Consider the following 26801-nt stretch of genomic DNA (forward strand, 5'->3'; position numbering starts at 1 on the left):
CGAGGTCAGGTCGCGCGTCGACCCAGCAGGAGGTAGGCCACCGGGCCGAACGGCTGCACGGCGAACGAAGCCCGCCACAGCAGCTTCGGACCACGGACCTCGTCGGCGTCACGACGAGCCAGGTCACGCAACGCGATCGAGGTGAGCACGAGCTCGACCGCCCCGGCCACCACGACGGCCGTGCGCTGTTCCCGGGTCAGGTCGCTCCACTTCTTCCTGCCAGCCATGACCCGAGCGTAGGTCCGTGGCCGGACCGGCGCGAGGTGACCACTGCGCGGTGGGTAGCCTCGGCGCTCGTGGGCCAGGTCATCGACGTCGTCGGCATTGGTAGTGCAGGCTGGGCCGAGCTCGGGAGCACCGCACGGACCGCGCTGTCCGCAGCCGCGGTCGTGCTCGGCAGCGAGCGACAGCTGGCGCTGCTGCCGGGCGACCTGCGGGCCGAGCGGGTCCCGTTCCCGCATCCGCTGCTGCCCGGGCTGATCGAGCTCGTCGAGCGACACAGTGATCGCGGTCTCGTGGTGCTCGCCAGCGGCGACCCGTCCTGGCACGGCCTGGCCACGACGCTGGGACTGGCGCTCGGGTGGGACGCCGTACGAATCCATCCGGCGCCGTCGTCCCTCTCACTGGCGTGCGCGCGGCTGGGCTGGCCGGCCCAGGACGTGAGCACGGTCAGCCTACTCACGGGTGAGCTACCGACCCTCGTCGCGGCCCTGCAGCCGGGCCGTCGCCTCCTCGTCCTGCTGCCCACCCCGGCGGACCTGAGCGCTGTGTCAGACCTGTTGCGTAGCAATGGTTTTGGGGCGAGCAGTCTGACTCTGCTGGCCGACCTGGGCGGCCCGGACGAGTCGGTCCGCAGGGGGTTGGCGGACGACCCGCCCGGGCCGGCCGGCAGGACGGCGGTCGCCGCCGTCGAGTGCCGCGTGACGGCCGACACCACCTGGTGGCCCACAACTGCCGGACTGCCGGACGAGGCGTTCGAACACGACGGGCAGCTCACCAAGCGGGACCTGCGGGCCAGCGCGCTGTCCCGCCTGGGTCCGGCTCCCGGGCAGCTGCTCTGGGACGTCGGGGCGGGAGCGGGCAGCGTCGGGATCGAGTGGATGCGCCACCACCCGACGTGCAGGGCGATCGCCGTGGAGCGGGACAGCGAGCGGGCCGACCGGTTGCAGCGCAACGCGTCCCGGCTCGGCGTGCCCGGCCTGCAGGTCGTCTGCGGCTCGGCACCCCGGGCACTGGCCGGGCTCGCCGTACCGGACGCGGTCTTCGTCGGCGGCGGTGCGACGACGAGCGGCCTGCTCGACGCCTGCTGGGACGCCTTGACGTCAGGCGGTCGGTTGGTCGTGCACGCGGTGACCGCCGAGTCCGAGGCGGCGCTGGTCAGCCGTCGGGCCGCGCTCGGCGGCGAGCTGGTGCGGATCGGCGTCGAGCACCTCGAGCCGCTCGGCGGCTTCAGCGGCTGGCGGCCGGCCCGCGCGGTCACCCAGTGGGCGGTGGCGCGGTGACGGTGCACTTCGTCGGCGCCGGGCCGGGGGCGGCCGACCTGCTCACGGTGCGAGCGACCCGGATCCTGGCCGCCTGCCAGGTCTGCCTCTACGCCGGCAGCCTGGTGCCGGCGGAGGTGCTCTCGCACTGCCCGGACGACGCCCGGCTGGTGGACACCGCGAACCTGACACTGGACCAGATCGTCGCGCAGATGACCGACGCGCACGCCCGGGGCGAGGACGTCGCCCGGCTCTGCTCAGGCGACCCGTCGGTGTGGAGCGCGCTCACCGAGCAGGTGCGGCGGCTGCGCGAGGCCGGAGTGCCCTACGACGTGACGCCCGGCGTCCCGTCGTTCGCGGCGGCCGCGGCCACCCTGGGGGTCGAGCTCACCGTGCCGACCGTCGGCCAGAGCGTGGTGCTGACCCGGACCCAGGCGCGATCCAGCCCGATGCCGGACGGCGAGCGGCTGGAGTCGTTCGCCGCCACCGGCGCGACGTTGGCGCTGCACCTTGCGGTGCAACGGATCGACGAGCTCGCGACACAGCTGCTGACGCACTACGGGCCGGCCTGCCCGGTCGCCGTAGTGGCCCGGGTGTCACAGCCGGACGAGCTGGTGCTGCGTGGCACGCTGGCCGACATCGCGGCGACCGTTCGCGAGGCCGGGGTGACCCGGACTGCGGTGGTGCTGGTCGGCCCGGTGCTGGCCGCGGCGGACTTCCCGGACAGCTACCTCTACTCGCCGTCTCGCCCGCGGAGCTCTGACCCCTCGTGACCGGCCCGGCCCACGACGGCGCCGGCGCGGTCGACGACGACGACGTCCACCGCGACAGTGGACCCGCGCAGCACGCCCTGGCAGGTCAGCAGTGCCCGCTCGGCCACCGCGGCACCGAGGTCCACGCCGGCGGACCCAGCCAGCCGCAGAGCGTGCAACGCCGTCGTCCCGGCCGAGATCTGCGCGGCGAGCTCGTCACCGCCCAGCGGTCGGGCCAGCTCGGCCAGCGCCGTCAGGTCGACCTGGGAGCGCCCCGAGTGCAGGTCCAGGTGGCCCTGGGCGAGCTTGCTGAGCTTGCCGAACCCACCGGCGATCGTGAGCCGCGGCACGGGGTGTCGTCGCACGTACTTGAGCACCGCTCCGGCGAAGTCGCCCATATCCAGCAACGCCAGCTGCGGCAGGCCGTACAGCTCGGCGACGGCCCGCTCCGAGGTGCTGCCGGTGGCGCCGGCCAGGTGCTGCTGCCCATCGGCGCGGGCGACGTCCACCCCGCGCCGGATGCTGTCGATCCAGGCCGAGCAGGAGTACGGCACGACGACGCCGGTCGTGCCCAGGATGGACAGGCCGCCGAGGATGCCGAGCCGAGGGTTCCAGGTGTGCTTGGCGATCTCCTCGCCGTTCTCGACGGAGATCTCGATCACCAGGTCGACCTCCGGGCCGGTGCCGTGCTCGGCTGCGACCTCGAACACGGCCTGGCGCATCAGCTGGCGGGGCACCGGGTTGATGGCCGGTTCGCCGACGTCCAGTGGCAGCCCGGGCAGGGTGACGGTGCCGACCCCGGGCCCGGCACGGAACTGGATCCCGGAGCCGGCCGGCCCAGGGGTCACGGTCGACATCACCAGAGCCAGGTGGGTCACGTCCGGGTCGTCGCCGGCATCCTTGACCACTCCGGCCATCGCGGCGCCGTCGTCCAGCCGCTCGACGGCGAGGGCGAAGCTCGGTGTCTGCCCGCGCGGCAACGTGATCTGCACGGGGTCCGGGAAGTGTCCGGTGAGCAGCGCGGCGTAGGCCGCCCGGGTGGCTGCGGTCGCGCACGCCCCCGTCGTCCACCCCCGCCGCAGCTCGGTCACCGGGCCAGTGTGCACGGGGGGCGTAGCCGGTGACCGGCCCGGTGCTGCTCGTGGGAGGCACAGGCGAGGCCCGCGACCTGGCGCAGGAGCTGGTCCGCGCAGGCGTGCGCGTGGTCAGCTCACTGGCCGGCGCGGTGAGCCGGCCGCGGCTGCCGGCCGGCGAGGTCCGCATCGGCGGGTTCGGCGGGGTCGACGGGTTGCGGTCCTGGCTGCTGGAGCACCGGCCGGTCGCGGTCGTCGACGCCAGCCATCCGTTCGCCGCCCGCATCTCGCGCTCCTGCGTCGCAGCCTGCGCCGCGGTCGGCGTGCCGTTGCTGCGGCTGGAGCGACCGGCCTGGACGGCCGAGCCCGGTGACCGCTGGACCGAGGTGGACGACGTGCCGGCCTCAGCCCTGGCAGCAGCCGAGCTCGGTCGGCGGCTGCTGGTCACGACCGGACGGCGCGAGCTCGCGCCGTTCGCCGCGCTGGCCGGCGTCAGCGTGCTGGCGCGCTGCGTGGATCCGCCGGACGAGCCCCTTCCGCCACACATCGAGGTGCTGCTGGACCGCGGCCCCTACACGGTGCCCGGCGAGCTGTCCCTGTTGCGGGACAACGCCATCGACGTCCTGGTCACCAAGAACAGCGGCGGCGCCCTGGTCGCGGCGAAGCTGGCTGCGGCCCGCGAGGTCGATCTGCCGGTGGTCGTGGTGCGCCGACCGGTCCCCGCAGGCGCCGCGACTGTGCCAGACGTGCCGGCCGCCCGGGCCTGGCTCGCCAGGCTCTGAGCCGCCCGACGAGCTGCTCGACCTCGGTGCCGGCCAGCGGGGGCTCACAGGTGTACTCGCTGTCAGTCATCGGGCGACGCTAGAACCCATTGCGGACGTCCTGCTTCCGGAAGGTGGCGACCCCTCCAGACCGTCTCCGTCGTGCCGGCGTGGCGTCAACACCACCGCCGACCCGTCGGCCGCGGTCCGCACCGTGGTGGCCGACGAGCCCACCAGGAGCAGGCAGCGCATGTCGATGCTCGCCGGGTCGAGGTCGCCCAACGTGGTGACCCGCACCGACTCCGCCGGGCCACCGACGTCCCGTCCGACGACGACGGGGGTGCTCGGCTCACGGTGGCGCAGCAGCACCTCGCGCGCCGCCGCGACCTGCCAGGTCCGCGACCGGGAAGCCGGGTTGTAGAGCGCGACCGCCAGGTCGGCCGCGGCGATCGCGTCGAGTCGGCGCGCCACCACGTCCCAGGGCTTGAGCCGGTCGCTGAGCGAGAGCACCGCGTAGTCGTGGCCGAGCGGAGCCCCGACCCGGCTGGCCACCGCTTGGGCCGCGGTCACTCCGGGCAGCACCCGGACCCGGACCTGGGCCCACCGCGGATCCGCTGCCTGCTCGACCACCGCGGCGGCCATCGCGAACACACCCGGGTCGCCGGACGAGACCACGACCACCCGCGCTCCGCCGGCGGCGAGCGCCAGCGCCTGGTCCGCGCGATCGGCCTCGACGGTGTTGCCGGAGGCGTGACGCTGCTGGCCGGGGCGGACCGGCACCCGGTCGAGGTAGCTGCGGTAGCCGACCAGGTGGTCGGCCAGGGCCAGCTCGTCGGCGACCTGGGGGGTCAGCCACTGCGGGTCGCCGGGGCCGAGCCCGACCACCACGACCTGGCCGGTTGGGGCTACCCGGTGCTGCGGCTGCTGGACAGACTCACGGACCGGCGCCCTCGGCCCGTCCAGCTTGCGGACTCCCGCTGGACTCGGCACCAGGGCCAGCGAGAAGTACGGCACGTCCTGCGGGTCGACGTCTCGCAGCCGCACGGCGCGCTGCTCGTCGGTGGACGCGCGCTCCACGTACCAGGCAGCCGGGCCGCGTCCGGCGTCCTCGACCGCACCGCTGACCGACCCGAAGGTGCGGCCGAGCTTGAGCACGGCCGCCGCGTCCGTGTCGGCCAGCCGGCGGGCGAGCTCCCTGCGCGGCAGGGTGCCGGGCAGGATGGTCAGCACCTCGTCGCGCTCCACCAGCGGACGACCGATCGCCGCGGCGGCGGCGCTGACCGAGGTCACGCCGGGCACCACCTCGGTCCGGTAGCGGTCGCTCAGCCGCTCGTGGGTGTACATGTACGAGCCGTAGAACAGCGGGTCGCCCTCACACAGGACGACGACGTCGCGGCCGGCGTCCAGATGGACAGCCAAGCGCTGCGCCACCTCGTCGTAGAAGTCCCGGACGGCGCCCTCGTAGCCCTCCGGGTGCTCGGTGCTGCCGGTGGTGACCGGGTAGACCAGCGGCTCCTCGATCTGCCCGGGACGCACGTACGGTTCGGCGATCCGCCGCGCGATGCTGCGACCTCGTGGACCGGAGTGGAACGCCAGCACGTCGGCGGCGCCGACCAGCCGCGCCGCCTTCACGGTCACCAGCTCGGGGTCGCCCGGCCCCAGCCCGACCCCCCACAGCCGCCCCGCCGCCACGGCACTCACTCCCGCTCGTCCGCGACGGCGTTCACGGCGGCCGCCGTCACCGCGCTGCCACCGCGGCGGCCGTGCACGACGAGGGACGGCACGCCGTGCTCACCCTTGGCCAGCGCCAGCTTCGACTCCGCCGCACCCACGAAGCCCACCGGGATGCCGATCACCGCAGCGGGCCGGGGCGCGCCGGCATCGAGCATCTCGAGCAGGTGGAACAGCGCGGTCGGGGCGTTGCCGATCGCCACCACCGAGCCCTCCAGGTGCGGACGCCAGAGCTCGAGCGCCGCGGCGCTGCGGGTGGTCCCCAGCTCCTGGGCCAGCGCGGGGACCCGCGGGTCGCCCAGGGTGCACAGCACGTCGTTGCCGCGGGGCAGCCGAGCCCGCGTGATTCCGGAGGCGACCATCTGCGCGTCGCACAGAACTGGCGCACCCGCGCGCAGGGCAGCGCGCGCGACCGACACGAGGCTCTCGCTCGCCGCTACGTCCAGGGTCAGGTCGACCATGCCGCAGGCGTGGATCATCCGGACGACGACCTGGGCGAGGTCCGGTGCGAACGCATCCAGGTCGGCCTCGGCCCGGATCGTCGCGAAGGACTCCCGGTAGATCTGCGCCCCGTCGCGCTCGTACTGCATCACTCGCTCCCGTTCTGCTGTGTCGAAGCCGGGCCGTCGAACAGCCCCTGCATGGTCATCACGATCTCCCGGTGCGACCCGGCCGGCCGGCCGCAGCGGCGCTCGCAGCCGCTGAAGTGAACACGCTCGTCGTCCGGTCGGCGGGCGCCGGCTGCGGCCGCCGCCATCGCCCGGACGTCGGCCAGTGCGCGGGCGCAGCCCGGCCGGCCGGCGCAGGCCGACACCCCGTGCCAGCCCGAGCGTTCGGACAGCTCCAGGGCACTAGACGGCAGCGCGGCCAACGTGCCCAGGGCGGCCCTGGCCTGGGCCGGCGACAGGTCGACCAGCACCACCTCACGCCACGGCGTCACCAGCACCTCGCCGCTGCAGCTGGTAGCAATTGTTCGAGCAGCCGACGCCGAGAGCCGGCCCAGTGGTACCAGAGCGGCCACGGAATGGCGACCGCCCGGACCTTCGAGCAGCCCGAGCCGCTCGAGTCGGTCGGCGGCCGGCGGGACGCGCCGGACCGGCACCTGCCTGTGCGGCAGGCTTGCCCGCACCGCATCGCGAGCCCGGTCAGCTGCACCGTCCAGCTCGGCGAGCCGCCACGAGGTGCTGCCGAGCTCGTCGCGGAGCCTGAGGAACGCCTGTGCCGCAACGGTCAGCGCCCAGGCACTGTGCCCCGCGTTGATCCGCAGCCCGGTGTCGAGACCGGCGAGCACGAGCGTCCCGGTTGCCTGCGAGTCCGCCCACCAGCCCACGTCGGATCCGGCACCGACGACGTCCGCTCGGCCGTCGTCCAGGGCGAACAGGAACCGGCCCGGCAGCCGAGCCAGCGCGGGGTCGGTGCAGATCGCGGTATCGAGTGCCCGGACCAACGGCCGCAGGTCGATCCGGGAGCCAGGCAGGGACGGCGACGCGAGCACGTTGCGGACCAACTCGTGGGCCGGCGCCGGGAGCAGCCCAAGACGCTGGACCTGCTGCACCAGAACGGGATCGACCCAGCCGTCGACCAGTCGCAGCCCACGAAGCTGCAGGTTGCCGCGCGACGTCAGGTGCAGCGCACCGTCGCCGAACCGTTCGGCAAGACCGGCCAAACCGGTCAGCGCGGTCGCCGAGATGACGCCACCCGGCAGTCTCAGCCGGATCAGCCCGCCGTCCGCCGCGACGTGCGGACGCAGGGCGCCCGGGCAGGCGTCGACCGCGTCCCGTCGGGACCCGACCCTGCTCATGACGCGCTCCAACGCAGTGCCCGGCGATCGCCGCGAACGGTGACCTCCACGACCGCCAGCGGCTCGACGTCCATCCGCCAGAACGCCTGTGGCGCAGTCCCAGCGGTCACGCAGACCGCCGCTCGCGCGACGGCCACCGGTGCGACCGCGAGCAACCGTCCGGAGTGCCGCGCGGCCGTGGAGTCCAACCAGCCGCGGGTGCGCTCGATCAGAACTGCGAGGGACTCGCCGCCGTGCCCGTCGAAGGTCTCGTCGTCCAGCCAGGCGCTGACGAGCTGCGGCTCCTGGGCGGCGAGCACGTCCAGGTCGAGGCCGGTCCAACGGCCGAGGTCCCAGTCGCAAAGCTCGGCGTCGACCGGCGGGTCCGCCAGGCCGGCGGCGGAGGCGGCCAAGGCGCATTCAGGGCCCGGGCCGCGCACCGCGGGCCAGCCCGCGACGTCCGCGTTCACCCGCCGGGGACGAGCGGCTACCCCTATCGCCGGTGCCGCAAGCAGGCGCAGCCGCAACGTCATCGCGCCACCCCCGCGGAGCCCTTTGACACCACGACGACGCCAGCCCTAGGGTCAGCGGCACCCTGACGTTGTGAGGCAGCCGGTGAGATTCCGGCGCGGTCGCGCCACTGTGTCCGGTGCTCGAGCACCTCGCTCGAGCGTCGGGAGCCAGACCCTGCCACGTCTTCCGATCCGTCCCGGACGCACGATCCGCAGGAGGTCTTTCCGTGAGCCAGTCCACCGTCTCCGCGCAGCCGACGGCTGCCCCCATCCCGCTTCGTGAGGTCGCCCCTTGGGCGGCCTTCGCGCTGCTGCTCGCGCTCGTCGTGCTCTACTTCGTGTCCTCCGAGCAGGGAGCGGTCTCCGTCTTCTCCGGCGCCGGCGTGCACGAGTTCCTGCACGACGGTCGCCACCTGCTCGGCTTCCCCTGCCACTGAGGGGCGGCCGACATGACCAGGTCCTTCCTGATCCGCGGCCTGCTCGTCGGGCTGCTCGCCGGTGCGGTGGCCTTCGTGGTCGCGCACTTCCTCGGTGAGCCGTCGGTGGCCGCCGCCATCGCGGTCGAGGAGTCCAGCCACGCCGCCGAGCACATGCACGGCGACCAGGTGGTGCTCGTGAGCCGCGACATCCAGGCCTCCGTCGGGCTGCTCACCGCGCTGCTGCTGTTCGGCGCAGCCCTCGGTGGCGTCTTCGGCATCGGTGCTGCCGTGGCGCAGGGCCGGCTCGGCCGGCTGGGGGCGCGGGCGACGTCCGCGCTGCTGGCCCTCGCCGGCTTCGTCACCATCTCGCTCGTGCCGTTCCTGAAGTACCCCGCGAACCCACCCGCGGTCGGCGACCCGTCGACCATCGCGCGACGCTCCGGGCTGTACTTCGCGATGCTCGCGCTGTCCCTGCTGTTCGCCGTGGCGGCGGTCTGGGTCGCTCGTCGCCTGCACACGCTGTCCACCTGGAACCGTTGTCTTGCCGGCGTTGCGACCTTCGTCGTCCTGGTCGGGGTGGCGTATGCCGTGCTCCCCGCGGTCGACGAGGTGGGCACCTTCCCGGCCGACGTGCTGTGGCGGTTCCGGATGGGTTCGCTGGCTACCCAGCTGTCCGTCTGGTCGACCCTGGGACTGGCTTTCGGCGCGCTCACCGAGCGGGCGGCGGCACCGACGACGGTCGGCGAGGACAAGCCGCTCGTGGCCGTCTGAGCCGAACCGGTACTCGCGCACGGGTCGGCGGGGCATCACCACTCGATGCCCCGCTGACCCTTGGCTCCCGAGTCCATCGGGTGCTTGACCTTGGTCATCTCGACGACCAGGTCGGCGGCCTCGACGAGCCGAGGGTCGGCGCGGCGTCCGGTGATCACCACGTGCTGGTGGCCCGGGCGGGTGCGCAGCGTCTCGACGACCTCGTCGACGTCCACCCAGCCCCAGCCCATCGGATAGGTGAACTCGTCCAGCACGTACAGGCCGTGCCGCTCGCTGGCGAGACGGCGCTGGATCTCCCGCCAGCCCTCCAGCGCGGCCTCGGCATGGTCGTGCTCGGTACCCTGCTTGCGGGTCCACGACCAGCCCTCTCCCATCTTCTGCCAGTCGACCGGGCCGCCCAGGCCGGTCTGCTCGTGCAGCGAGCCGAGCGCCCGCAGCGCGGCCTCCTCGCCGACCTTCCACTTCGCGCTCTTGACGAACTGGAACACACCGACGTCCCAGCCCTGGTTCCACCCCCGCAAGGCGAGCCCGAAGGCCGCTGTGGACTTTCCCTTCATGTCTCCGGTGTGCACCATCAGCAGCGGACGGTTGCGGCGCTGACGTGTGGTGAGCCCGTCCTGCGGGACGGTTGCCGGTTGTCCCTGCGGCACGGTCAGGCCACCTTCCCGTTCGGCTGGCGGTCCTGGACCACTCGGGTGAGGGTGCCCGCTGCGAGGTCAGGCAGGGCGAGGTACTCCGCGCCCATCTCGTCGGCCAGCTGACTGGCCAGTCCGAGCGCCACGGCGCCGAAACCCGTTGCCTCGCAGTCGATCACCACGCTGGCCGTCCCCCGTTCACGGATCCGCTGGGCAGCGACCCGGGAGCGTTGCACAGCATCCTTGAGGCCGGTGGCCCGGCCGTCGGTGACCACGACGAGCAACGGTCGACGGGTGGGGTCCTTCAACTGCTCGATCCGGACCACCTCGTCCGCCCGCAGCAGCCCTTCGGCCAGCGGAGTCCGGCCGCCGGCCTCCAGGTGGCGCAGCCGCGCGGCCGCCGCCTCGACGCTGGACGTCGGCGGTAGCACCAGGCTCGCTTGCGACCCGCGGAAGGTCACCAGGCCGACCTTGTCCCGGCGCTGGTATGCGTCCAGCAGCAGGCTGAGGACGGCGGTCTTCACCTCGCGCAGCCGCGCTCGGGCCGCCATCGAGCCGCTGGCGTCGACCGCGAGCAGCACCAGGTTGCCTTCACGACCCTCGCGGACCGGCATCCGCAGGTCCGACCGGTGCAGCACCAGGCCGGGGCCGGTCCGGCCGCGCGATCGCTGGTGCGGTGCGGCCGTCGTCAATGTGGCCAGCAGGTGCGGACGGCCGCCCTCACCGGTGTCCGGCCGCCGCGCGCCGACGGTGCGTCCGGTCGTGGTGGTCGCGCGTCCTCGGCGTCCGGCGACGCCAACCCCCGTGCCCGGCACGGTCAACAGCCGGGCGCGGTACGGGTCGCCCGCCTCGGCCTGCGAGGTCGCCGGTGCGCCCGCCGGTGCGCCCGCCTGGGCGCCCGCCTGTGCGCCCGCCTGTGCGCCCGCCTGTTCGTCACGGCGTGCCGTTACTCCATTCCTAGTGGAGTTGCGTTGCGCCGCGACATCCTCCGCGGGCGGGCGTGGGGGGGTCGAGTCGGAGCCGGCGCCACCGCCGGGCCCGTCGTCCGGGGGTTCGGGGTCGTCGTCCGGGCTGTCGGGCGCGCCGGCATCGAGGGCGTCCTCAAGGCGCTGCTCGTCCAGGCCGGGTGGGTCGAACGGGTCTCGCCGGGCGCGGTGCGGCAGGGCGAGCCGGGCGGCGGCGCGCACGTCCTCGGTCTCCACCACGCGTCGTCCGTGCCAGGCGGCGTGTGCGACCGCGGCCCGTGCCGTCACGAGGTCCGCGCGCAGCCCGTCGACGCCGAACGCCGCGCACACCTCGGCGACCTGCCGCAGCGCCGCATCGGTCAGGACGACGTCCGCGACCAGCCGCTGGGCGCGCGCGATCCGCTCGGCGAGATCGGTCTCCTCGTGGGCCCAGCGCAGCGCGAACGCGGCCGGGTCCGCCTCGTACGACAGCCGGCGCCGCACGACCTCGACCCGGGTCCCGGCGTCCCGGCTGGCCGCTACCTCGACGGTCATCCCGAACCGGTCGAGCAGCTGCGGACGCAGCTCGCCCTCTTCCGGGTTCATGGTGCCGACCAGCACGAAACGAGCCGCGTGCGAGGCGGAAACCCCCTCGCGCTCCACGGTCGAGCGGCCCATGGCCGCGGCATCGAGCAGGACGTCGACCAGGTGGTCGGCGAGGAGGTTGACCTCGTCGACGTACAGCACGCCACGGTGCGCGCCGGCCAGCAGCCCAGGCTCGTAGGCCGTCTCACCATGCGCCAGGGCGCGCTCGAGGTGCAGCGAGCCGAGCACGCGGTCCTCGGTGGCACCGACCGGAAGCTCGACGAGCCGGGCCGGACGGCGGGAACCGTTGGCGGGCAACGGGTGCGGGCCATCCGGGCAGTCCGGGTCCGGGGCGGCCGGGTCGCAGGAGAAGCGGCAGCCGGCGACCACCTCGACCTCCGGCAGCAGCCCGGCCAGGGCGCGGACCATCGTGGACTTGGCCGTGCCCTTCTCGCCGCGCACCAGGACGCCACCGATGGCCGGTGACACGGCGCTGAGCACCAGGGCCAGCCGCAGGTCGTCCATCCCGACGACCGCGGTGAACGGGTAGCGCGTCGACGTGCTCATCGGACCTCCCCCTCGAGGTCGCCCTCGGTCTCCAGGATCGCGTCCTGCAGCACCTGCAGCGCCTCGGCCGACGGCTCGGCCCACAAGCCGCGTTGCGCGGCCTCGACCAGCCGTTCGGCGATTCCCTTGCGCGCCCACGGGTTCGAGCGCTGCATGAAGGCGCTCACCTGCGGGTCCTGCACGTACTCGCGGGTCAGCGTCTCGTACATCCAGTCGTCCACGACGCCGGCCGTGGCGTCGTAGCCGAACAGGTAGTCGACGGTGGCCGCCATCTCGAACGCGCCCTTGTAGCCGTGCCGGTGCATGGCTGAGATCCAGCGCGGGTTGACCACCCGGGCGCGGAAGACGCGCTTGGTCTCCTCCCCCAGCGTGCGGGTGCGCACCTGCTCGGGAACAGCCGAGTCGCCCACGTAGGCGGCCGGATCCTGGCCGGTCAGGTGACGCACCATCGCGACCATTCCGCCGTGATACTGGAAGTAGTCGTCGGAGTCGACGATGTCGTGCTCGCGGGTGTCCTGGTTCTTGGCCGCGACCTGCATGCGCGCGTACGTGCGTTCCATGTCGCCGCGGGCCGGTGCGCCGTCCAGGTCACGACCGTAGGCGTAGCCGCCCCAGACCGCGTACACCTCGGCCAGGTCTGCGTCCGAGCGCCACGAGCGAGCGTCCACCAGGGGCAGCAGGCCGGCCCCGTAGGCACCCGGCTTGGAGCCGAACACCCGGGCGGTCGCCCTGCGCCGCTCGACGCCGGCGGCCAGGTCCGAGCCGACATGTGCGCGGACGAAGTTCTGCTCGGCCGGCTCGTCGAGGTCGGCAACCAGCTGGACGGCGTCGTCCAGCATCGTCACCACGTGCGGGAACGCCTCCCGGAAGAACCCGGAGATCCGGATCGTGACGTCGACCCGCGGGCGGCCCAGCTCGACCAGCGGGACGACCTCGAGGCCAGTGACCCGGCGCGAGGCGTCGTCCCATACCGGTCGCACCCCCAGCAGCCAGAGCAGCTCGGCGATGTCGTCCCCCTGGGTGCGCATGCACGCGGTGCCCCAAACGGACAGCCCGACCGACCGTGGCACCTGCCCGGTGTCGGCGACGTGCCGGGCGATCAGCGACTCCGCCAGCGCGACCCCGGTGTCCCACGACGTCCGGCTCGGCACCGCCTTCGGGTCCACGGCGTAGAAGTTGCGGCCGGTGGGCAGCACATTGACCAGACCGCGGGTCGGCGACCCGGACGGACCCGCCGGGACGAACCCGCCGTCCAGCGCGTGCAGCACGTTCGTGATCTCGTCGGTGGTGCGAGCCAGCCGCGGGACCACCTCGTCGGCACCGAACTCGAGCACCCGGACGACGTCAGTGACCTTCTCCCCCAGTACCTCCACGCACACCTCGCCGGCGAGCTCGCTCACCCAGCCGAGGGTCTCCATGGACACCACGAGCCGCCGGGCCAGACCTTCGAGCAGGTCGACGACGTCGGCCCCGGTGCGCGACGGGCCGTCCACCACCTTCGAGAGAGCCGACGCCCCCTGCGCGTCGGCTCCCTCGAGCGCCGCACCGGGCTCGCGCAGCAAGGCGGCCTCGTCCAGGTCGACCCAGGTCGCGATCGCGCTGCGCAGCCCCGGGAAGGCCTGGGTGCGCCCACCCCAGACCTGCGACGCGCGCAGCACCGCGAGCACCAGGTTGACCCGGCCCTCACCCTGCGGGCCCTGGCCGAGCACGTGCAGGCCGTCCCGAATCTGTACGTCCTTGATCTCGCACAGGTAGCCGTCGACGTGCAGCACGAAGTCGTCGAAATCGTCCGCGCCGGGGGCGTCGTCCAGGTGCAGGTCGTGGTGCAGCTGCGCGGTCTGGATCACGTCCCAGATCTGCGTACGCAGCGTCGGCGCCTTGTCCGGGTCGAGGGCCTGCACCAAGGCGTACTCGTCCAGCAGCTGCTCCAGCTTGGCCATCTCGCCGTAGGTCTCGGCCCGCGCCATCGGCGGCACCAGGTGGTCGACGACGGTGGCGTGCGCCCGTCGCTTGGCCTGGGTGCCCTCGCCCGGGTCGTTGACGATGAACGGGTACACCAGTGGAAGGTCGCCAAGCACTGCGTCGGGTGCGCACGAGCCAGAGAGCCCAATTCCCTTGCCGGGCAACCACTCCAGGGTGCCGTGCTTGCCCAGGTGGACCACCGCGTGCGCTCCGAAACCACCGTCGGACGGCGGGGCCTCCAGCCAGCGGTAGGCGGCCAGGTAGTGGTGCGAGGGCGCCATGTCCGGGTCGTGATAGATCGCCACCGGGTTCTCCCCGAAGCCCCGCGGCGGCTGGATCATCAGCACGACGTTGCCGAACTGCAGCGCCGCCAGCGCGATCGCCGGCTCCTCACCTGAGATGTCGACGTAGAGCTCGCCGGGTGCCTCGCCCCAGGCTCGCTGCATCGCCTCGCGCAGCTCGGGCGTGAGCCGCTCGAACCACCGGCGGTACGTCGCACCGGGCACCTTGGCCACGGCAGCCGAGAGCTGCTCGTCGGTCAGCCACTCGACGTCGTGCCCACCGGCCGCGACCAGGGCGTGCACCAGCGCGTCGCCGTCACCGTCGAAGCCGTCACCCACGTCGTAGCCGGTGTGCCGCAACGCCTCCAGCAGGACGACGGCGCTGGCCGGCGTGTCCAGTCCGACCGCGTTGCCGATCCGGGCGTGCTTGGTCGGGTACGACGACAGCATCAACGCGATCCGACGTTCGCCGACCGGGACGTACCGCAAGCCCCCCAGCGCCACCGCGATGCCGGCGAGCCGCAGGCACCGCTCCGGGTCAGGCACGTACAGCGGCACCGGACCCTCGTCCAGCTCCTTGAACGAGAACGGGACGCCGATCAGCCGGCCGTCGAACTCCGGGATGGCCACCTGGGTCGCGGCGTCCAGCGGACTGACGGCGGCGTCCGAGGCCTGCCAGGCCGCCCGCGGGCTGGTCAGCGCCAGGCCCTGCAGGACGGGGACGTCCAGCCCGGCCAGCGCACCGGCGTCCCAGGTCTCGTCCTCACCGCCGGCTCCGGCGGCCGCAGCCACGGTGCCTCCGGAGGCGAGCACCGTGGTGACCAGCACGTCGCACCGGGCGAGCAGGCCGATCAGGTCGCGGCCGTCCTGGTCGCCGGCGGACAGGCCGCGCAGGGAGCCGCAGAAGATCGGCAGCGGCTGACCGCCGCGGGCCGCGATGGCGTCGCACAGGCCGTCCACGAAGGCGGTGTTGCCGCTCAGCTCGTGCGCACGGTAGAAGACCACGCCGACCACCGGCCGCTGGGTGTCCGGGGAGGCGGTGTCCGGGGAGGCGGCGTCCGGGGAGGCGGCGTCCGGGGAGGCTTCGCCGGCGGGGTCGGTCCAGGCGTGCAGCCCGTGCTGCGGCATCGGGCGGGGCGGTTCGAAGCCGTCGCCGCCGAGCAGGACCGTGTCGCGCAGGAACGCGGCCAGCTCGGTCACGTTGTCGACACCGCCCTCGACCAGGTAGGCCAGCGCCTGGGTGACCAGCCCGGACGGGACCGTCGACAGCCCCTGCAGGGAGGCGTCCGGGGTGCTCTCACCGCTCATCACGGCTACTGGCACTCCGGAGGCGAGCACGACATCCAGGCCCTGGGGCCATGCCTCGCGACCGCCGAGCAGGCGCACGACGACCAGGTCGGTGTCGTGCAGCAGTGCCGGTACGTCGCCGGGGTCCAGCCTGGCCGGGTTCGCCACCCGCCACGCACCACCGCGGTGCGCTGCGAGCAGGTCGGTGTCGGACGTCGAGAGCAAAAGCAGCCGTGAGGCCACGAAGGGCCGTCCCTCCTCGGGGTACCGCGCCCCGAAGCCGAAGGTCTCGACGGCTGCAGTCTCCTGACTCCCGGATCGACGCGGTCGCTCGGCCTTCCCGGGGCGAGCCCCAGTGGCTGCTCCTGCGGCGGGCCGCAAGCGCGTCGAGCGACCACTCCCCGGTCACAGTGGCGGGACCGTCCCGGACTCTCACCGGGTTCCTGCCGTGCCGTCGTTGGTCAGGGCCGACCCTAGCGGCCCGCACCGGCCACCGACCACCCGCATGACCGGAGAGCCTGCGGTCCTGCCGACAGGAGCGGATGGCGTTCTCGGGGCGTGCAGCCTGCCCAGATGCATCCGCTCCTGTCGGGCGAACCGTCAGCCGCCCTCGATCAGCCGCCAGATCGCCGCGGTGTCCAGGTGCTCCTCGACGGCATCGGCCAGCGCGTCGATCATCTGCTCACGCCGAGCCAGGAAGCCCGGACCGCACGACGGCACGTACCCGACCCCGGCCTGCTCCGCCGCCGCGGCCAGCCAGGCGCGGCGGAAGGCGTCGTTCTCGAATGCGCCATGCCAGGTGGTGCCCCACACCGCGCCCCGGCGCCAGCCGTCCAGGAACGGCTCGACGTCGTCCGCCGCGGCCAGCCGGTGCGTGATGCCGTGGTGGATCTCGTAGGCCGAGACCTCGTGCCCGCGCCAGCTACCGGTCGGGCGAGCGAGCACTTTGTCCGGCTCGAAGCGCACCGCGGTCGGCAGCAGGTCGAGCCCGGGCACCCTGCCGACGCCCGACTCGACGTCGTCCTCGATCGCCTTGGCCAGCATCTGGTAGCCGCCGCAGATGCCCAGGACCGGCCGGCCGGCGCGGGCCCGGGCCAGCACCGCGTCGGCGAGGCCGCGCTCGCGAAGCCACGCCAGATCCGTTGCGGTGGCACGACTTCCGGGCAGGACAGCGATGTCGCTGGCGGCCACCACGTCCGGGTCGGCGGTCACCTCGACGACCACGCCGGGTTCGAGGGCCAGCGCGTCCACGTCGGTGGCGTTCGACACCCGTGGGAAGCGCACCACCGCCACCCGCAGGGTCGAGCCGAGCGCGCGCGGGGGGCCCTGGCCACGCCACCCGGCGACGGCGAGCGCGTCTTCGGAGTCGATCCAGACGCCGTCCAGCCAGGGCAGCACGCCGAGCACCGGACGGTCCGTGCGTTCCTCCAGCGTGCGCAGCCCGGGACGCAGCAGCTCGACGTCTCCCCGGAACTTGTTGACCACCCAGCCCATCACCAGCGACTGGTCGGCCTCGTCGAGTAGCGCGAGCGTGCCGTACATCGCCGCCAGCACTCCCCCGCGGTCGATGTCCCCGACGACCACCACCGGCAGTCGTCCATGCTGGGCGAGCCCCATGTTGACGTAGTCGCCGGCACGCAGGTTGACCTCGGCCGGACTGCCGGCCCCTTCGGCGACGACCACGTCGAACCGCGAGCGCAGGTCGTCGAACGCCGCGTACGCCGCCTCGGCCAGCACCCGTCGTCCGGTGGCGAACTCGCCGGCCTCGAGCTCGCCGTACGAGCGGCCCATCAGGACGACGTGGCTGCGCCGATCGCCGCCCGGCTTGAGCAGTACCGGGTTCATCGCCACCTCAGGCTCGACCTGCGCCGCCACGGCCTGCAGCCACTGGGCGCGGCCGATCTCGCCGCCGTCGGCGCAGACCATGGAGTTGTTGGACATGTTCTGCGACTTGAACGGTGCGACGGCCACGCCCTGGCGCGCCAGCCAACGACACAAGGCGGTGGTGACCAGGCTCTTGCCGGCATCGGACGTCGTGCCCGCCACCAGTAGTGCACCCTGGCGGGCGGTCATCGCCGCCGCCCGGCGACCCTGGCCAGCGCAGCGGCCAGGACGACGGCCAGCGCGTCCACCCGCACGCACAGCCGGACGGCGCGGAGCAGGTCGGGCGGCCGGGCGGACGGTCCCGTCCCGAGCCGCCCGCGGTGCTCGACCCGGTCGCCGTAGACGTTGGTGCCGCCGAGCCGGACGCCGAGGCTGCCAGCGAAGGCCGCCTCGACAGGGCCGGCGTTCGGGCTGGGGTGCGCGGGGGCGTCCCGCCGCCAGGCGATCATCGCCGCGCGCGGTCGGCCACCGCTGAGCACGGCCAGCAGTGCACTGATCCGGGCGGGCACGAAGTTGACCAGGTCGTCCAGCCGGGCCGAGGCCCAGCCGAAACGTTCGTACCGGGTGCTGCGGTGGCCGACCATGGCGTCCAAGGTGTTCGCCGCGCGGTAGCCGATCAGGCCGGGCAGCCCGGCCACGGCCCCCCACAGCAGCGGAGCGACGACGGCGTCCGAGGTGTTCTCGGCGAGGGACTCGACGCTGGCCCGAGCCAGCTCATCAGCGTCCAGGCCGCTGGGGTCGCGCCCGGCCAGGTGCGAGAGCCGGGCCCGGGCGGGTCCGAGTTCGTCCTCGTCCACCAGCAGCTCGCTCATCACCTGGCCTTCGCGCACCAGGCTGCGCGCACCGAGAACGCTCCAGGTGGCGAGTGCGGTCAGCGCGACCCGCGGCCAGCCCGGCGGCGTGCGACGCTCGATGGCCCAGGCGGCGGCGACCGGCGTCCCCACGCCGAGCGCGGTGAACGCGGCGCCCCGCGCGCGGCTGTCCGACCACGTCAGCTGCTCCAGGGCACCGGCAGCGCGACCGAAGCCGGCCACCGGGTGTCCCCGACGCGGGTCGCCGAGGACGGCGTCCAGCAGCGCGCCCAGCACCAGGCCGAGCGCGCGCTCGCGCCGCGCCGATGATCTCGGCAACGACGCGTCACCGGCGACGCGTTGTTGCCGAGATAGGCGCGCAGGTCGGGGCATGCGACACAGTCTGCCGGTCGCTTTGACAGTCCCGAGCCCCCGGTGGGACGGTTGCCGCACCTGACACCCGTGGGGCGGGGAAGCCGGTCGAAGTCCGGCGCTGACCCGCAACCGTAGGCCGCACCTGCACTGGCGCGGCGAGCCGGAGCACCGCACCTCGGGACAGGCTCCGACACATCCGCCGAGGTCTGCGGCACGGAGCCGGACGTTGGTGTGCTCGCCGGAACAGCTGGCCCCGGGCCCGCCGTTCGAGCGCACCGACCTCCCGCGCCCACCGCGAGGAGGTACCGAACGTGACCACCACCGCCCGATCCACCCTCACGCGAATGCTCAAAGTGGCGTCCGCACTCGTCGTCGCGGCCGTCGCCTTGCTGCTGCTGGCCGCACCGGCGCACGCCGACGCCTACCGCTACTGGGGCTACTACCAGCTCAAGGACGGTGCCTGGACGTTCGCCCAGAAGGGTCCCGCCGAGACCACGCCCGCCGACGGCTCCGTCGAGGGCTGGCGGTTCGCGGTGGCCGACGAGTCGTCCACCCGCACGCCGCGGGTCGTGCCGACCTTCGACAGCCTGTGCGGCACAACGGACAAGACGGACGGCAACAAGCTGGTCGGGTTGGTCGTGGACTTCGGCCGACCCGCCGACGGACCCGACGGCACCTCGGCGCCGCCTGCGCCGATCGGACAGTGCGTGAGCGTGCCGACCGCCGCGACCGGCTCGGACGTGATGGCTGCCGCCGGGCTCACCCTGCGCCTCGACAAGAGCCTGACCTGCGCGATCAACGGCTGGCCGGCAACCGGCTGCGGCGACCCGGTCAAGCCGGTTCCCGCTGCCGCGGCGAGCCCCGACGCCTCGATCACCCTGCCGGCGGCGGATGCCACCACCCAGGCGGCCTCGACCAACAGCGACTCCGACTCAGGTGGCATCCCGACGGCGGCCTGGGTGGGTATCGGCGTCGCCCTCGTGGTCGGTGCCGTCCTCGTCCTGCTGGCCATGCGGCGGGGCAATGAGCTCAAGGACTGACGAACCTCCCCCCCATGAACGCGCCCGCATGAACCCCGTGACCCGCAGCCTCACCCTGCCTCGGCTGCTGCACCCTGCAGCCTGGTGGATCTGGGCCATCGGGCTCGCGACCGCGGCCAGCCGCACCACGAACCCGCTGCTGCTGGTGCTGGTCGTCGCGGTGGCCGGGTACGTGGTGTCGTCCCGGCGCGAGGCGGGGACGTCGTCACCGTTCGGGGCCTTCCTGCGGCTGGGCCTGTTCGTGATCGGCATGCGCGTGGTCCTGCAGGCGGTGCTCGGCGGCGGAGTCCCCGGCACGACGATCCTGCTCCGGCTGCCCGAGGTGCCGCTGCCGGCAGCCGCCGGTGGGGTCCGGCTCGGCGGCCCGGTCTCGCTGGAGGAGGTGCTGGCCGCGCTGTACGACGGTGCCCGGCTCGCCGCCGTGCTGGCCTGTATCGGAGCGGCCAACGCCCTGGCCAGTCCGCGCCGCCTGCTGCGCTACGTGCCGGCGACCTTGTACGACGTCGGCACCGCGCTCGTGGTGGCCCTGACCTACGCTCCGCAGATGGTCGAAGACGCGCGTCGGGTCCGGGCAGCCCGCCGGCTGCGCGGTCACGCGGGCCGTGGGCCGCGCGAGCTGGCCCGGCTGGCCGTTCCGGTGCTGGACGGCGCACTGGAGCGCTCGCTCGACCTGGCCGCCTCCATGGAGTCGCGCGGCTACGGCCGCACCGTGTTTCGGGACGCGCGCTCGCGCCGGTGGGCGACGACCCTGACGATGCTCGGCATCGGTGGGGTGGTGGCCGGCACGTACGGGGTGCTGGACGGTGGGTCGGCCCCGCTGCTCGGGTTGCCGCTGCTCGCCCTGGGCGCGGTCGCAGTGCTGGGCTCGTTGCTGGTCGGGGCTCGACGCGACCCGCGCTCGCGCTACCGCCCCGACCCCTGGGCGCTGCCCGAGTGGCTGACCGCCGCCAGCGGGATCGCCGCTGCGGGCCTGGTGATCGCCGCCGCGCAGCGCGCCGAGCCGGGACTGATCCCGGTGACGGTTCCCGCGCAGTGGCCGACGCTGCCCTGGCTGGCGGCCAGCGGGGTGCTGCTCGGCCTGCTGCCGGCCTGGCTGACGCCGCTGCCGCCGGCCCGCGCGGCCCTGCGGGCGGCCCGGCTCGAAGCGCCCGACCCCGCGCTCGAGGTGACCTCGTGATCCGGTTCGAGGCCGTGAGCGTGCAGTACGCCGATGCGCTCGAGCCGGTGCTGCGTGCGGTGAACCTCGACATCGACGAAGGCGAGCTCGCACTGGTGGTCGGCGCGACCGGCAGCGGCAAGACGACGCTGCTGCGGTGCGTGAACGGCCTGGTCCCGCACTTCAGCGGCGGCACCCTGTCCGGACGGGTGCTTGTCGACGGGCGCGACACCCGCACGCACCGCCCCCGTGACCTCGCGGACATCGTCGGCATCGTCGGTCAGAACCCGACCGCGGCCTTCGTCACGGACACGGTCGAGGAGGAGCTCGCGTACGGCCTGGAGACGCTCGGTCTGGCCGGCGACGTGATGCGCAAGCGGGTCGAGGAGACCCTGGACCTGATGGGTCTGGCCGACCTGCGTGCCCGCGCTCTGCGCACCTTGTCCGGCGGCCAGGCGCAGCGGGTCGCCATCGGCGGGGTGCTGGCGGCGCACCCCCGCGTGCTGGTGTTGGACGAGCCCACGTCGGCACTGGATCCCGTTGCGGCAGAAGAGGTTCTGGCCGCGCTGACCCGGTTGGTGCACGACCTCGGGTTGACGGTGCTACTGGCCGAGCACCGGCTCGAACGGGTCGTGCAGTACGCCGACCGGGTGGTGACCGTCGTCGACGGCCTGGTCACGGACGACGACCCGCGGCGCGCGATGGCCACCGCCCCGGTCGCACCGCCGGTCGTCGCCCTCGGGCGGCTCGCCGGCTGGGAGCCGCTGCCGTTGTCCGTGCGCGAGGCCCGCCGGCACGCCGAGCCGCTGCGCCGCCGGTTGGCCGACGCCGGTGCCAACCCGTACGTGCACCAGCGCGAGCGCGAGCGACGGCGGCAACGCGACGAGGTGGCCGACGAGGTGACGCCGCTGCCGGTCGCGCCTGCGCCGACGCCCGCGCTCCGGGCGGAGCGTCTCGTGGTGGACCGTGGGCAGCGCCTCGTACTTCGACGCCTCGCACTGACCGTGCGACCGGGTGAGGTGGTGGCGCTGATGGGTCGCAACGGCGCCGGCAAGTCCACCTTGCTCGCCGCGGCCGCCGGCCAGCTCCCGGTGCGGGAGGGCGTGCTGCTCAGCGACGGGCTGGTCCCGGCGGACCTGCGCCCCAGGGAGCTCGTCCAGCACGTCGGCCTCGTCCCCCAGGATCCGGGACTGCTGCTGTACGCGGACAGCGTGGCCGCCGAGTGCCGTTCCGGCGACGCGGACATGTCCGTACCGTCCGGGACCGTGCGCGCGCTCCTGCGTGAGCTGGCACCCGACGTCCAGGACGGCACGCACCCGCGAGACCTGTCCGAGGGGCAGCGGCTCGCTCTGGCCCTGTCCATCGTGCTGGCCGGCGAGCCCCCGCTGGTGCTGCTGGACGAGCCCACCCGCGGCCTCGACTACGGCGCCAAGGCCCGGCTGGTGCACACCCTGCGCGCGCTCGCGGTCGACGGCCGGGCCGTCCTGCTGGCCACTCACGACGTCGAGCTGGTGGCCGACGTCGCGGACCGGGTGGCGCTGCTCGCCGAGGGCGAGATCGTCGCCGACGGTCCGACCGTGGACGTGCTGGGCGGCTCCCCCGCGTTCGCCCCGCAGGTCGCCAAGGTGATGCACCCGCAGCCGTGGCTGAACGTGGCCGACCTCGCGGCCGCGCTGGAGGCATCGTGAGCACCTTGCGCCAGGCTGGTTCGCCGCTGATCGCCGTCCGCTGGCGGAGCGCGGTGGTGCTGCTGGCCACCATGCTGGTCGGCTTCGCCGCGTTCGCCTGGCCGTTCGTGGTCCGGCCCGACGCTGGTGGGCTGGCGCACGGCGGCGACGCACCGTGGCTGTTCGTGCTGCTGCTCGCGCTGATGGCGGCGCTCGTGGTCTCCGAGCTGGCCAGCGGCGGCCTGGACGCGAAGACGGTCTCGGTGCTGGGCGTGCTAGCCGCGCTCGGTGGCGCCCTGCGGGTACTCGGTGCGGGGACCGCAGGGCTGGAGCCGATGTTCTTCCTGCTCGTGCTGTCCGGCCGGGTGCTCGGCCGCGGCGCAGGGTTCGTCCTGGGCGCCCTGTCGGTGCTCGTCGGCGCGTTCCTGACCGGTGGTGTCGGCCCCTGGGCGCCGTTCCAGATGGTGGCCGCGGGAATGGTCGGCTTCGGTGCCGGGACGTTGCCGGCCGCCACCGGACGACGCGAGCGCGGACTGCTCGCCGCCTACGGCCTGGTCGCCGGGCTGGCCTACGGCCTGGTGATGAACCTGTGGTTCTGGCCCTTCCTGACCAGCGGCGCCGGCGACGCGACGACATTTGTCCCAGGAGATCCCGTAGGGGCGAACCTTGGCCGCTACGCTGCCTTCTACCTCGCCACCAGCTTGGGGTGGGATCTGCCGCGAGGGCTGCTCACCGCCGTGCTCGTCGTCGTCGCCGGCAGGCCCGTCCTGGCCTCCCTGCGCCGTGGGGCACGTCGCGCCGCCTTCGCGACAGCCGGACGATTCGAACCGTCGTCGTCCCTGTCGACGCTCGAAGAAGGTCGGATGGACGAATGATGCGCGTACGGCTTCTCGGCACCGGCTCGGCCGACGGCTGGCCCAATGCCTTCTGCGAGTGCGCCTCCTGCCTCGCTGCCCTGCACTCCCAGCAGTTCCGCGGCCCGACCTCGGCGCTGGTCGACGGCAGGATCCTGCTCGACTGCGGGCCGGAGACACCACGGGCCGCACTGCGGCACGAGGGCGGGCTGCAGCACGTCACCCACATCCTGATCACGCACGACCATCCGGACCACAGCGCACCGATGGCCCTGCTGTCGCGAGCCTGGGCCGGACGCACCGAACCGCTGACCGTGGTGGGTCCGCAGTCCGTCATCGCGTCGTGGTGCCTGTGGACCTCCCCTGAGGATCCCGTTCGCTGGCAAGCGGTCCTGCCCGGCGACGTCCTCGACGCAGGTGGCTACACCGTGCGGGTGCTGGCGGCCGCGCACGGCCAGGAGGAGGCCGTCGTCTACGACGTGTGCGGCCCCGGCGGCGAACGGATGCTGTACGCGACCGACACCGGGCCGCTGCCCGAGCAGACCATCGCGGCGACGACCGACGCGGAGTACGACCTGGTCCTGCTGGAGGCCACCTTCGGTGACCGCCGCGGCCCGCAGGCACCGAGCGGGACCGACCACCTCGACCTGTCGACGTTCGCCGACCAGATGGTCCGGCTGCGCGGCGCCCGGGCCCTGACCCGGGCCAGCCGCATCGCCGCCGTGCACCTCTCGCACCACAGCCCGCCGGACCTGCGGCCCCGGCTCGGCGCCTGGGGCGTCCAGGTGGTGGACGACGGCCACGCCTTCGCGCTGGACCGCGTGGCCGCACGCGCACGGGTGCAGGCCGAGCGGACGGCGACGGCCGGCGTGGGCGGTTCGCGCGGCCCGGTGGACACCACGACCTGGTCGGACGAGCCGCGGCGGACGCTCGTTCTCGGCGGCGTGCGGTCCGGCAAGTCCCTACTCGCAGAACAGCTGTTCGCGGCTGACGCCCAAGTGACCTACGTCGCCACCGGCTACGTGCCGGACGGTCACGACGACGAGTGGTCGCAGCGGGTCGCGCGGCACCGCGCTCGGCGGCCGACGCACTGGAGCACCCTTGAGACCACCGACCTCGGCGCCGTGCTGCGCGGTGCGAGCGGGCCGGTGATCATCGACTGCCTCGGCATGTGGATGAACAGCGTGCTGTCCCGGTGCGGCGCGTGGGACGAGGCCCCCGGCTGGCAGCAGGCCGTCGACCAGCACCTGGACTCGTTCGTCGAGGCCTGGCACGCGGTGACCGTGCCGGTCGTGGCGGTGACCAACGAGGTGGGGTCCGGCGTGGTCCCCGGTACCTGGTCCGGTCGCGTGTTCCGCGACCAGCTCGGCCGACTGAACACCCGGATCTCCACGGCGAGCGAGCGGGTGCTGCTCGTGGTCGCGGGACGAGTGCTCGACCTCGCAGCGCTCAGCGCGCCGTCGGCGGCCGCCGCACAGCCCGTGCTCGACACGGCAACCGAGGCAGCGGCGCAGCACGGGACCGAACCCGAGGACCCGACATCCCACGGCGAGCAGCACACCCTCCACCGAACGGCACTACGACCCGTCCTCGACCTCACCCGGCACCAGCCGGCCGACCCCCTCGAACAGGACACTGCATGACCTCGATCGACCTGACCGCACTGCGCGAGTCCGTGGGGCTTCGCGACACCGATGCGGCCAGTGACACCCGCCTGCGCCTGGACGGGCTGGTCAAGCCGCTGGGCTCGCTGGGACGGCTGGAACAGCTGGCCACCTGGTTGTCCGGCGTCCAGGGCGTCTCGCCGCCGCGACCCCTGGACGACGTCCGCGTGGTCGTGTTCGCCGGCGACCACGGGATCGCGTCGTCCGGGGTGTCGGCCTACCCGCCCGAGGTGACCGCCGCGATGGTGCGCACCTTCCTGGCCGGCGCCGCCGGCGTCAACGCGCTGGCCACGTTGCACGGCGCGAAGGTGCGGGTGCTCGACCTCGGGGTGGACGCGGACACCGACGACCTGCCGTCGGCGGTCACCGCCCACAAGGTGCGTCGCGGGTCCGGGTCGATCGACGTCGAGGACGCGCTGACCCAGGACGAGGTCGAGCGCGCCTTCGCGAGCGGGGCGGCCGTGGCCGACGAGGAGGTCGACTCGGGCGCCGATCTGCTGATCGCCGGCGACATGGGGATCGGCAACACCACGGTCGCCGCCGCGTTGGTCGCCGTGCTGCTCGAGCTCGGACCCCTCGACGTGGTCGGAACCGGCACCGGGATCGACGACGACGCGTGGGCGCGCAAGGTCGCTGCGCTGCGCGACGCGACCTACCGTGGGCGGGCGGTGCGGGACGACCCGTTGGCCGTGCTGCGCACCGTCGGCAGCGCGGACACCGCGGCGATGACCGGCTTCCTGATCCAGGCAGCCGTGCGGCGCACCCCGGTGCTACTGGATGGCGTTGTGTCCTGCGCGTGCGCGCTGGTCGCCCGCCGGTTGGTGGAGACGTCCAGCCACTGGTGGCTGGCCGGTCACCGCTCGACCGAGCCGTCACAGCACCGGGTGCTCGACGTCCTGGGGCTGGAACCGTTGGTGGACCTGGGAATGCGGCTCGGTGAGGGCACCGGCGCGCTGACCGCGCTGCCCATCCTGCGGGCCGCCCAGGCGATGTGTGCGGACATGGGCCTGCTCGCGGATCTGCTGCCGCCGCAGCAGGATCTCGACGCGACGTGAGCCGTCCGGGCGGGCTCGGCGACGGGCTGCGGCTCGCGGTCGGCACGCTGACCGTCGTCCCGGTCCGGCCGCCGAGCACCGTGGACGCCTTCACGGCCGGGACGGCGATGGCGCTGGCCTGGCTGGTCGCGCTGCTGCCGGCCGCCGCGGTCGGGGCGCTCTGCTGGGCGGGCGACGCGGTCTCGGCACCGCCGTTGCTGGTTGGCGCCGCTGCGGTCGCGGTCCTCGCGCTGTTCTCGCGCGGACTGCACCTGGACGGTCTCGCGGACACCGCGGACGGACTCGCCGCCAGCTACGACCGCGAGCGAGCGCTGCAGGTGATGCGCACCGGCGACGTCGGTCCGGTCGGCGCGGCCACCCTGGTGCTGGTGCTGCTCGCGCAGGCCAGCGCGATAGCCGTCCTGGTCGTCGACCCGCTGATGGTGGGGCTGGCCGTGGTGCTGTCGCGGGCGATGCTCGCGGTGGCCTGCGGGCGTGGCGTGCCGGCTGCCCGAGCTTCCGGGCTCGGCGCGACCGTGGCCGGCTCGGTGCCGCAGCCGGTCGCCGCCCTCGTCGTGGTCGTCGTGGCGTGCTGCGGCACCGGCGTCGCCGTCGCCTCGGACGCCCCGTGGTGGTCGGCGGTGCTGGCCACCGCGTGCGCGCTGCTGGCCGCGGGCGCGGTGCTGGCGCGCAGCGTCAGCCGGCTCGGCGGGATCACCGGCGACGTGCTCGGCGCCGTGGTCGAGCTGTCCCTGACCGGCGCCCTCGCTGCGCTCGCCGTCGCCCGCTGACCTG

23 protein-coding genes and 1 riboswitch are annotated in these 26801 nt (G+C 73.9%); of the genes, 12 read left to right on the top strand and 11 right to left on the bottom strand.

Translation table 11 applies throughout. The features are described 5' to 3' along the window. Nucleotides 1–5: 5 nt before the first annotated feature. Nucleotides 6–227 (bottom strand): PLD nuclease N-terminal domain-containing protein, encoded by a 222-nt coding sequence (locus tag ACPPVT_RS13200; RefSeq protein ID WP_426560950.1) that lies wholly within the window; start codon nt 225–227, stop codon nt 6–8. 69 nt (nt 228–296) lie between these two features. Between ACPPVT_RS13200 and cbiE the strand changes: the two genes are divergently transcribed. Both cbiE and cobM read left to right on the top strand, forming a co-directional pair. Next, nucleotides 297–1502: a precorrin-6y C5,15-methyltransferase (decarboxylating) subunit CbiE gene (gene cbiE / locus ACPPVT_RS13205; RefSeq protein WP_426560952.1), complete on the top strand. Its 1206-nt coding sequence runs from the start codon at nt 297–299 to the stop codon at nt 1500–1502. Then, the gene (gene cobM / locus ACPPVT_RS13210) at nt 1499–2254 is read left to right on the top strand and encodes a precorrin-4 C(11)-methyltransferase (protein ID WP_426560954.1); all 756 of its coding nucleotides are present in this window, start codon (nt 1499–1501) and stop codon (nt 2252–2254) included. Before cbiE ends, cobM begins: the two co-directional genes overlap by 4 nt. Here cobM and ACPPVT_RS13215 read toward each other — a convergent pair. Further along, complete coding sequence (locus ACPPVT_RS13215; RefSeq protein ID WP_426560956.1) at nt 2215–3324, bottom strand: cobalt-precorrin-5B (C(1))-methyltransferase; 1110 nt, start codon at nt 3322–3324, stop codon at nt 2215–2217. The genes cobM and ACPPVT_RS13215 overlap by 40 nt on opposite strands. 41 nt (nt 3325–3365) lie before the next feature. On the opposite strand from ACPPVT_RS13215, the gene ACPPVT_RS13220 reads away from it, so the two are divergent. Next, nucleotides 3366–4088 (top strand): cobalt-precorrin-6A reductase, encoded by a 723-nt coding sequence (locus tag ACPPVT_RS13220; RefSeq protein WP_426567154.1) that lies wholly within the window; start codon nt 3366–3368, stop codon nt 4086–4088. A 66-nt stretch (nt 4089–4154) separates the two neighbouring features. On the opposite strand, the gene ACPPVT_RS13225 is transcribed toward ACPPVT_RS13220, so the two are convergent. Genes ACPPVT_RS13225 through ACPPVT_RS13240 form a run of 4 tightly spaced genes read right to left on the bottom strand, consistent with a single transcriptional unit; the run spans nt 4155 to nt 8111 of the window. Next, nucleotides 4155–5768: a precorrin-2 C(20)-methyltransferase gene (locus ACPPVT_RS13225; protein ID WP_426560958.1), complete on the bottom strand. Its 1614-nt coding sequence runs from the start codon at nt 5766–5768 to the stop codon at nt 4155–4157. Further along, a complete protein-coding gene (locus ACPPVT_RS13230; protein WP_426560960.1) occupies nt 5765–6388 on the bottom strand; it encodes a precorrin-8X methylmutase in 624 nt (207 codons plus the stop codon). The genes ACPPVT_RS13225 and ACPPVT_RS13230 overlap by 4 nt, the downstream gene beginning before the upstream one ends. Then, nucleotides 6388–7599, bottom strand: a complete 1212-nt coding sequence (locus tag ACPPVT_RS13235; RefSeq protein ID WP_426560962.1) for a precorrin-3B synthase — start codon at nt 7597–7599, stop codon at nt 6388–6390. Before ACPPVT_RS13235 ends, ACPPVT_RS13230 begins: the two co-directional genes overlap by 1 nt. After that, a complete protein-coding gene (locus tag ACPPVT_RS13240; RefSeq protein ID WP_426560964.1) occupies nt 7596–8111 on the bottom strand; it encodes a histidine phosphatase family protein in 516 nt (171 codons plus the stop codon). The genes ACPPVT_RS13235 and ACPPVT_RS13240 overlap by 4 nt, the downstream gene beginning before the upstream one ends. Nucleotides 8112–8317: 206 nt before the next feature. Between ACPPVT_RS13240 and ACPPVT_RS13245 the strand changes: the two genes are divergently transcribed. After that, on the top strand, nt 8318–8527 hold the full coding sequence (locus tag ACPPVT_RS13245) for a CbtB domain-containing protein (RefSeq protein ID WP_426560966.1): 210 nt from the start codon (nt 8318–8320) through the stop codon (nt 8525–8527). Nucleotides 8528–8539: 12 nt separating this feature from the next. Next, a complete protein-coding gene (locus ACPPVT_RS13250; protein ID WP_426560968.1) occupies nt 8540–9280 on the top strand; it encodes a CbtA family protein in 741 nt (246 codons plus the stop codon). A gap of 35 nt (nt 9281–9315) precedes the next feature. On the opposite strand, the gene cobO is transcribed toward ACPPVT_RS13250, so the two are convergent. The 5 genes from cobO to ACPPVT_RS13275 form a co-directional block, all read right to left on the bottom strand. Next, complete coding sequence (gene cobO, locus ACPPVT_RS13255) at nt 9316–9930, bottom strand: cob(I)yrinic acid a,c-diamide adenosyltransferase (protein ID WP_426560970.1); 615 nt, start codon at nt 9928–9930, stop codon at nt 9316–9318. Between the two features lie 2 nt (nt 9931–9932). Beyond that, entirely contained in the window at nt 9933–12011 is a 2079-nt protein-coding gene (locus tag ACPPVT_RS13260; RefSeq protein WP_426560972.1) for a magnesium chelatase subunit D family protein, read from the bottom strand. Continuing rightward, the gene (gene cobN, locus ACPPVT_RS13265; RefSeq protein ID WP_426560974.1) at nt 12008–15784 is read right to left on the bottom strand and encodes a cobaltochelatase subunit CobN; all 3777 of its coding nucleotides are present in this window, start codon (nt 15782–15784) and stop codon (nt 12008–12010) included. Before cobN ends, ACPPVT_RS13260 begins: the two co-directional genes overlap by 4 nt. Before the next feature lie 56 nt (nt 15785–15840). Next, a riboswitch (cobalamin riboswitch) is annotated at nt 15841–15987 on the bottom strand. 154 nt (nt 15988–16141) lie between these two features. Beyond that, nucleotides 16142–17614, bottom strand: a complete 1473-nt coding sequence (locus tag ACPPVT_RS13270; protein ID WP_426560976.1) for a cobyric acid synthase — start codon at nt 17612–17614, stop codon at nt 16142–16144. After that, the gene (locus tag ACPPVT_RS13275) at nt 17611–18609 is read right to left on the bottom strand and encodes a cobalamin biosynthesis protein (protein ID WP_426560978.1); all 999 of its coding nucleotides are present in this window, start codon (nt 18607–18609) and stop codon (nt 17611–17613) included. The genes ACPPVT_RS13270 and ACPPVT_RS13275 overlap by 4 nt, the downstream gene beginning before the upstream one ends. 326 nt (nt 18610–18935) lie before the next feature. Here ACPPVT_RS13275 and ACPPVT_RS13280 point away from each other — a divergent pair, with 326 nt between their 5' ends. Genes ACPPVT_RS13280 through ACPPVT_RS13310 form a run of 7 tightly spaced genes read left to right on the top strand, consistent with a single transcriptional unit; the run spans nt 18936 to nt 26797 of the window. Continuing rightward, a complete protein-coding gene (locus ACPPVT_RS13280; protein WP_426560980.1) occupies nt 18936–19631 on the top strand; it encodes an SCO2322 family protein in 696 nt (231 codons plus the stop codon). Between the two features lie 28 nt (nt 19632–19659). After that, nucleotides 19660–20808 carry an energy-coupling factor transporter transmembrane protein EcfT gene (locus tag ACPPVT_RS13285; protein WP_426560982.1) on the top strand — a complete coding sequence of 383 codons (1149 nt, stop codon included), beginning with the start codon at nt 19660–19662 and terminating at the stop codon, nt 20806–20808. After that, entirely contained in the window at nt 20805–22475 is a 1671-nt protein-coding gene (locus ACPPVT_RS13290; protein WP_426560984.1) for an ABC transporter ATP-binding protein, read from the top strand. Before ACPPVT_RS13285 ends, ACPPVT_RS13290 begins: the two co-directional genes overlap by 4 nt. Beyond that, the gene (locus ACPPVT_RS13295) at nt 22472–23329 is read left to right on the top strand and encodes an ECF transporter S component (protein WP_426560986.1); all 858 of its coding nucleotides are present in this window, start codon (nt 22472–22474) and stop codon (nt 23327–23329) included. Before ACPPVT_RS13290 ends, ACPPVT_RS13295 begins: the two co-directional genes overlap by 4 nt. After that, the gene (locus ACPPVT_RS13300) at nt 23326–24951 is read left to right on the top strand and encodes a bifunctional adenosylcobinamide kinase/adenosylcobinamide-phosphate guanylyltransferase (protein WP_426560988.1); all 1626 of its coding nucleotides are present in this window, start codon (nt 23326–23328) and stop codon (nt 24949–24951) included. Before ACPPVT_RS13295 ends, ACPPVT_RS13300 begins: the two co-directional genes overlap by 4 nt. Next, nucleotides 24948–26027: a nicotinate-nucleotide--dimethylbenzimidazole phosphoribosyltransferase gene (gene cobT, locus ACPPVT_RS13305; protein WP_426560990.1), complete on the top strand. Its 1080-nt coding sequence runs from the start codon at nt 24948–24950 to the stop codon at nt 26025–26027. Before ACPPVT_RS13300 ends, cobT begins: the two co-directional genes overlap by 4 nt. Further along, the gene (locus tag ACPPVT_RS13310) at nt 26024–26797 is read left to right on the top strand and encodes an adenosylcobinamide-GDP ribazoletransferase (protein ID WP_426560992.1); all 774 of its coding nucleotides are present in this window, start codon (nt 26024–26026) and stop codon (nt 26795–26797) included. The genes cobT and ACPPVT_RS13310 overlap by 4 nt, the downstream gene beginning before the upstream one ends. The last annotated feature ends 4 nt before the right edge of the window (nt 26798–26801 follow it).

This window comes from Angustibacter sp. McL0619 (assembly GCF_049994355.1).
Taxonomy (GTDB): Bacteria; Actinomycetota; Actinomycetes; order Actinomycetales; family Angustibacteraceae; genus Angustibacter.

What these genes read in the sequence shown, in the direction of transcription:
- ACPPVT_RS13200 (WP_426560950.1), bottom strand. Translation starts at nt 227, where the DNA reads ATGGCTGGCAGGAAGAAGTGGAGCGACCTGACCCGGGAACAGCGCACG.
- ACPPVT_RS13230 (WP_426560960.1), bottom strand. Translation starts at nt 6,388, where the DNA reads ATGCAGTACGAGCGCGACGGGGCGCAGATCTACCGGGAGTCCTTCGCG.
- ACPPVT_RS13235 (WP_426560962.1), bottom strand. Translation starts at nt 7,599, where the DNA reads ATGAGCAGGGTCGGGTCCCGACGGGACGCGGTCGACGCCTGCCCGGGC.
- ACPPVT_RS13240 (WP_426560964.1), bottom strand. Translation starts at nt 8,111, where the DNA reads ATGACGTTGCGGCTGCGCCTGCTTGCGGCACCGGCGATAGGGGTAGCC.
- ACPPVT_RS13250 (WP_426560968.1), top strand. Translation starts at nt 8,540, where the DNA reads ATGACCAGGTCCTTCCTGATCCGCGGCCTGCTCGTCGGGCTGCTCGCC.
- ACPPVT_RS13260 (WP_426560972.1), bottom strand. Translation starts at nt 12,011, where the DNA reads ATGAGCACGTCGACGCGCTACCCGTTCACCGCGGTCGTCGGGATGGAC.
- ACPPVT_RS13270 (WP_426560976.1), bottom strand. Translation starts at nt 17,614, where the DNA reads ATGACCGCCCGCCAGGGTGCACTACTGGTGGCGGGCACGACGTCCGAT.
- ACPPVT_RS13275 (WP_426560978.1), bottom strand. Translation starts at nt 18,609, where the DNA reads ATGCCCCGACCTGCGCGCCTATCTCGGCAACAACGCGTCGCCGGTGAC.
- ACPPVT_RS13280 (WP_426560980.1), top strand. Translation starts at nt 18,936, where the DNA reads ATGCTCAAAGTGGCGTCCGCACTCGTCGTCGCGGCCGTCGCCTTGCTG.
- ACPPVT_RS13285 (WP_426560982.1), top strand. Translation starts at nt 19,660, where the DNA reads ATGAACCCCGTGACCCGCAGCCTCACCCTGCCTCGGCTGCTGCACCCT.
- ACPPVT_RS13300 (WP_426560988.1), top strand. Translation starts at nt 23,326, where the DNA reads ATGATGCGCGTACGGCTTCTCGGCACCGGCTCGGCCGACGGCTGGCCC.
- cobT (WP_426560990.1), top strand. Translation starts at nt 24,948, where the DNA reads ATGACCTCGATCGACCTGACCGCACTGCGCGAGTCCGTGGGGCTTCGC.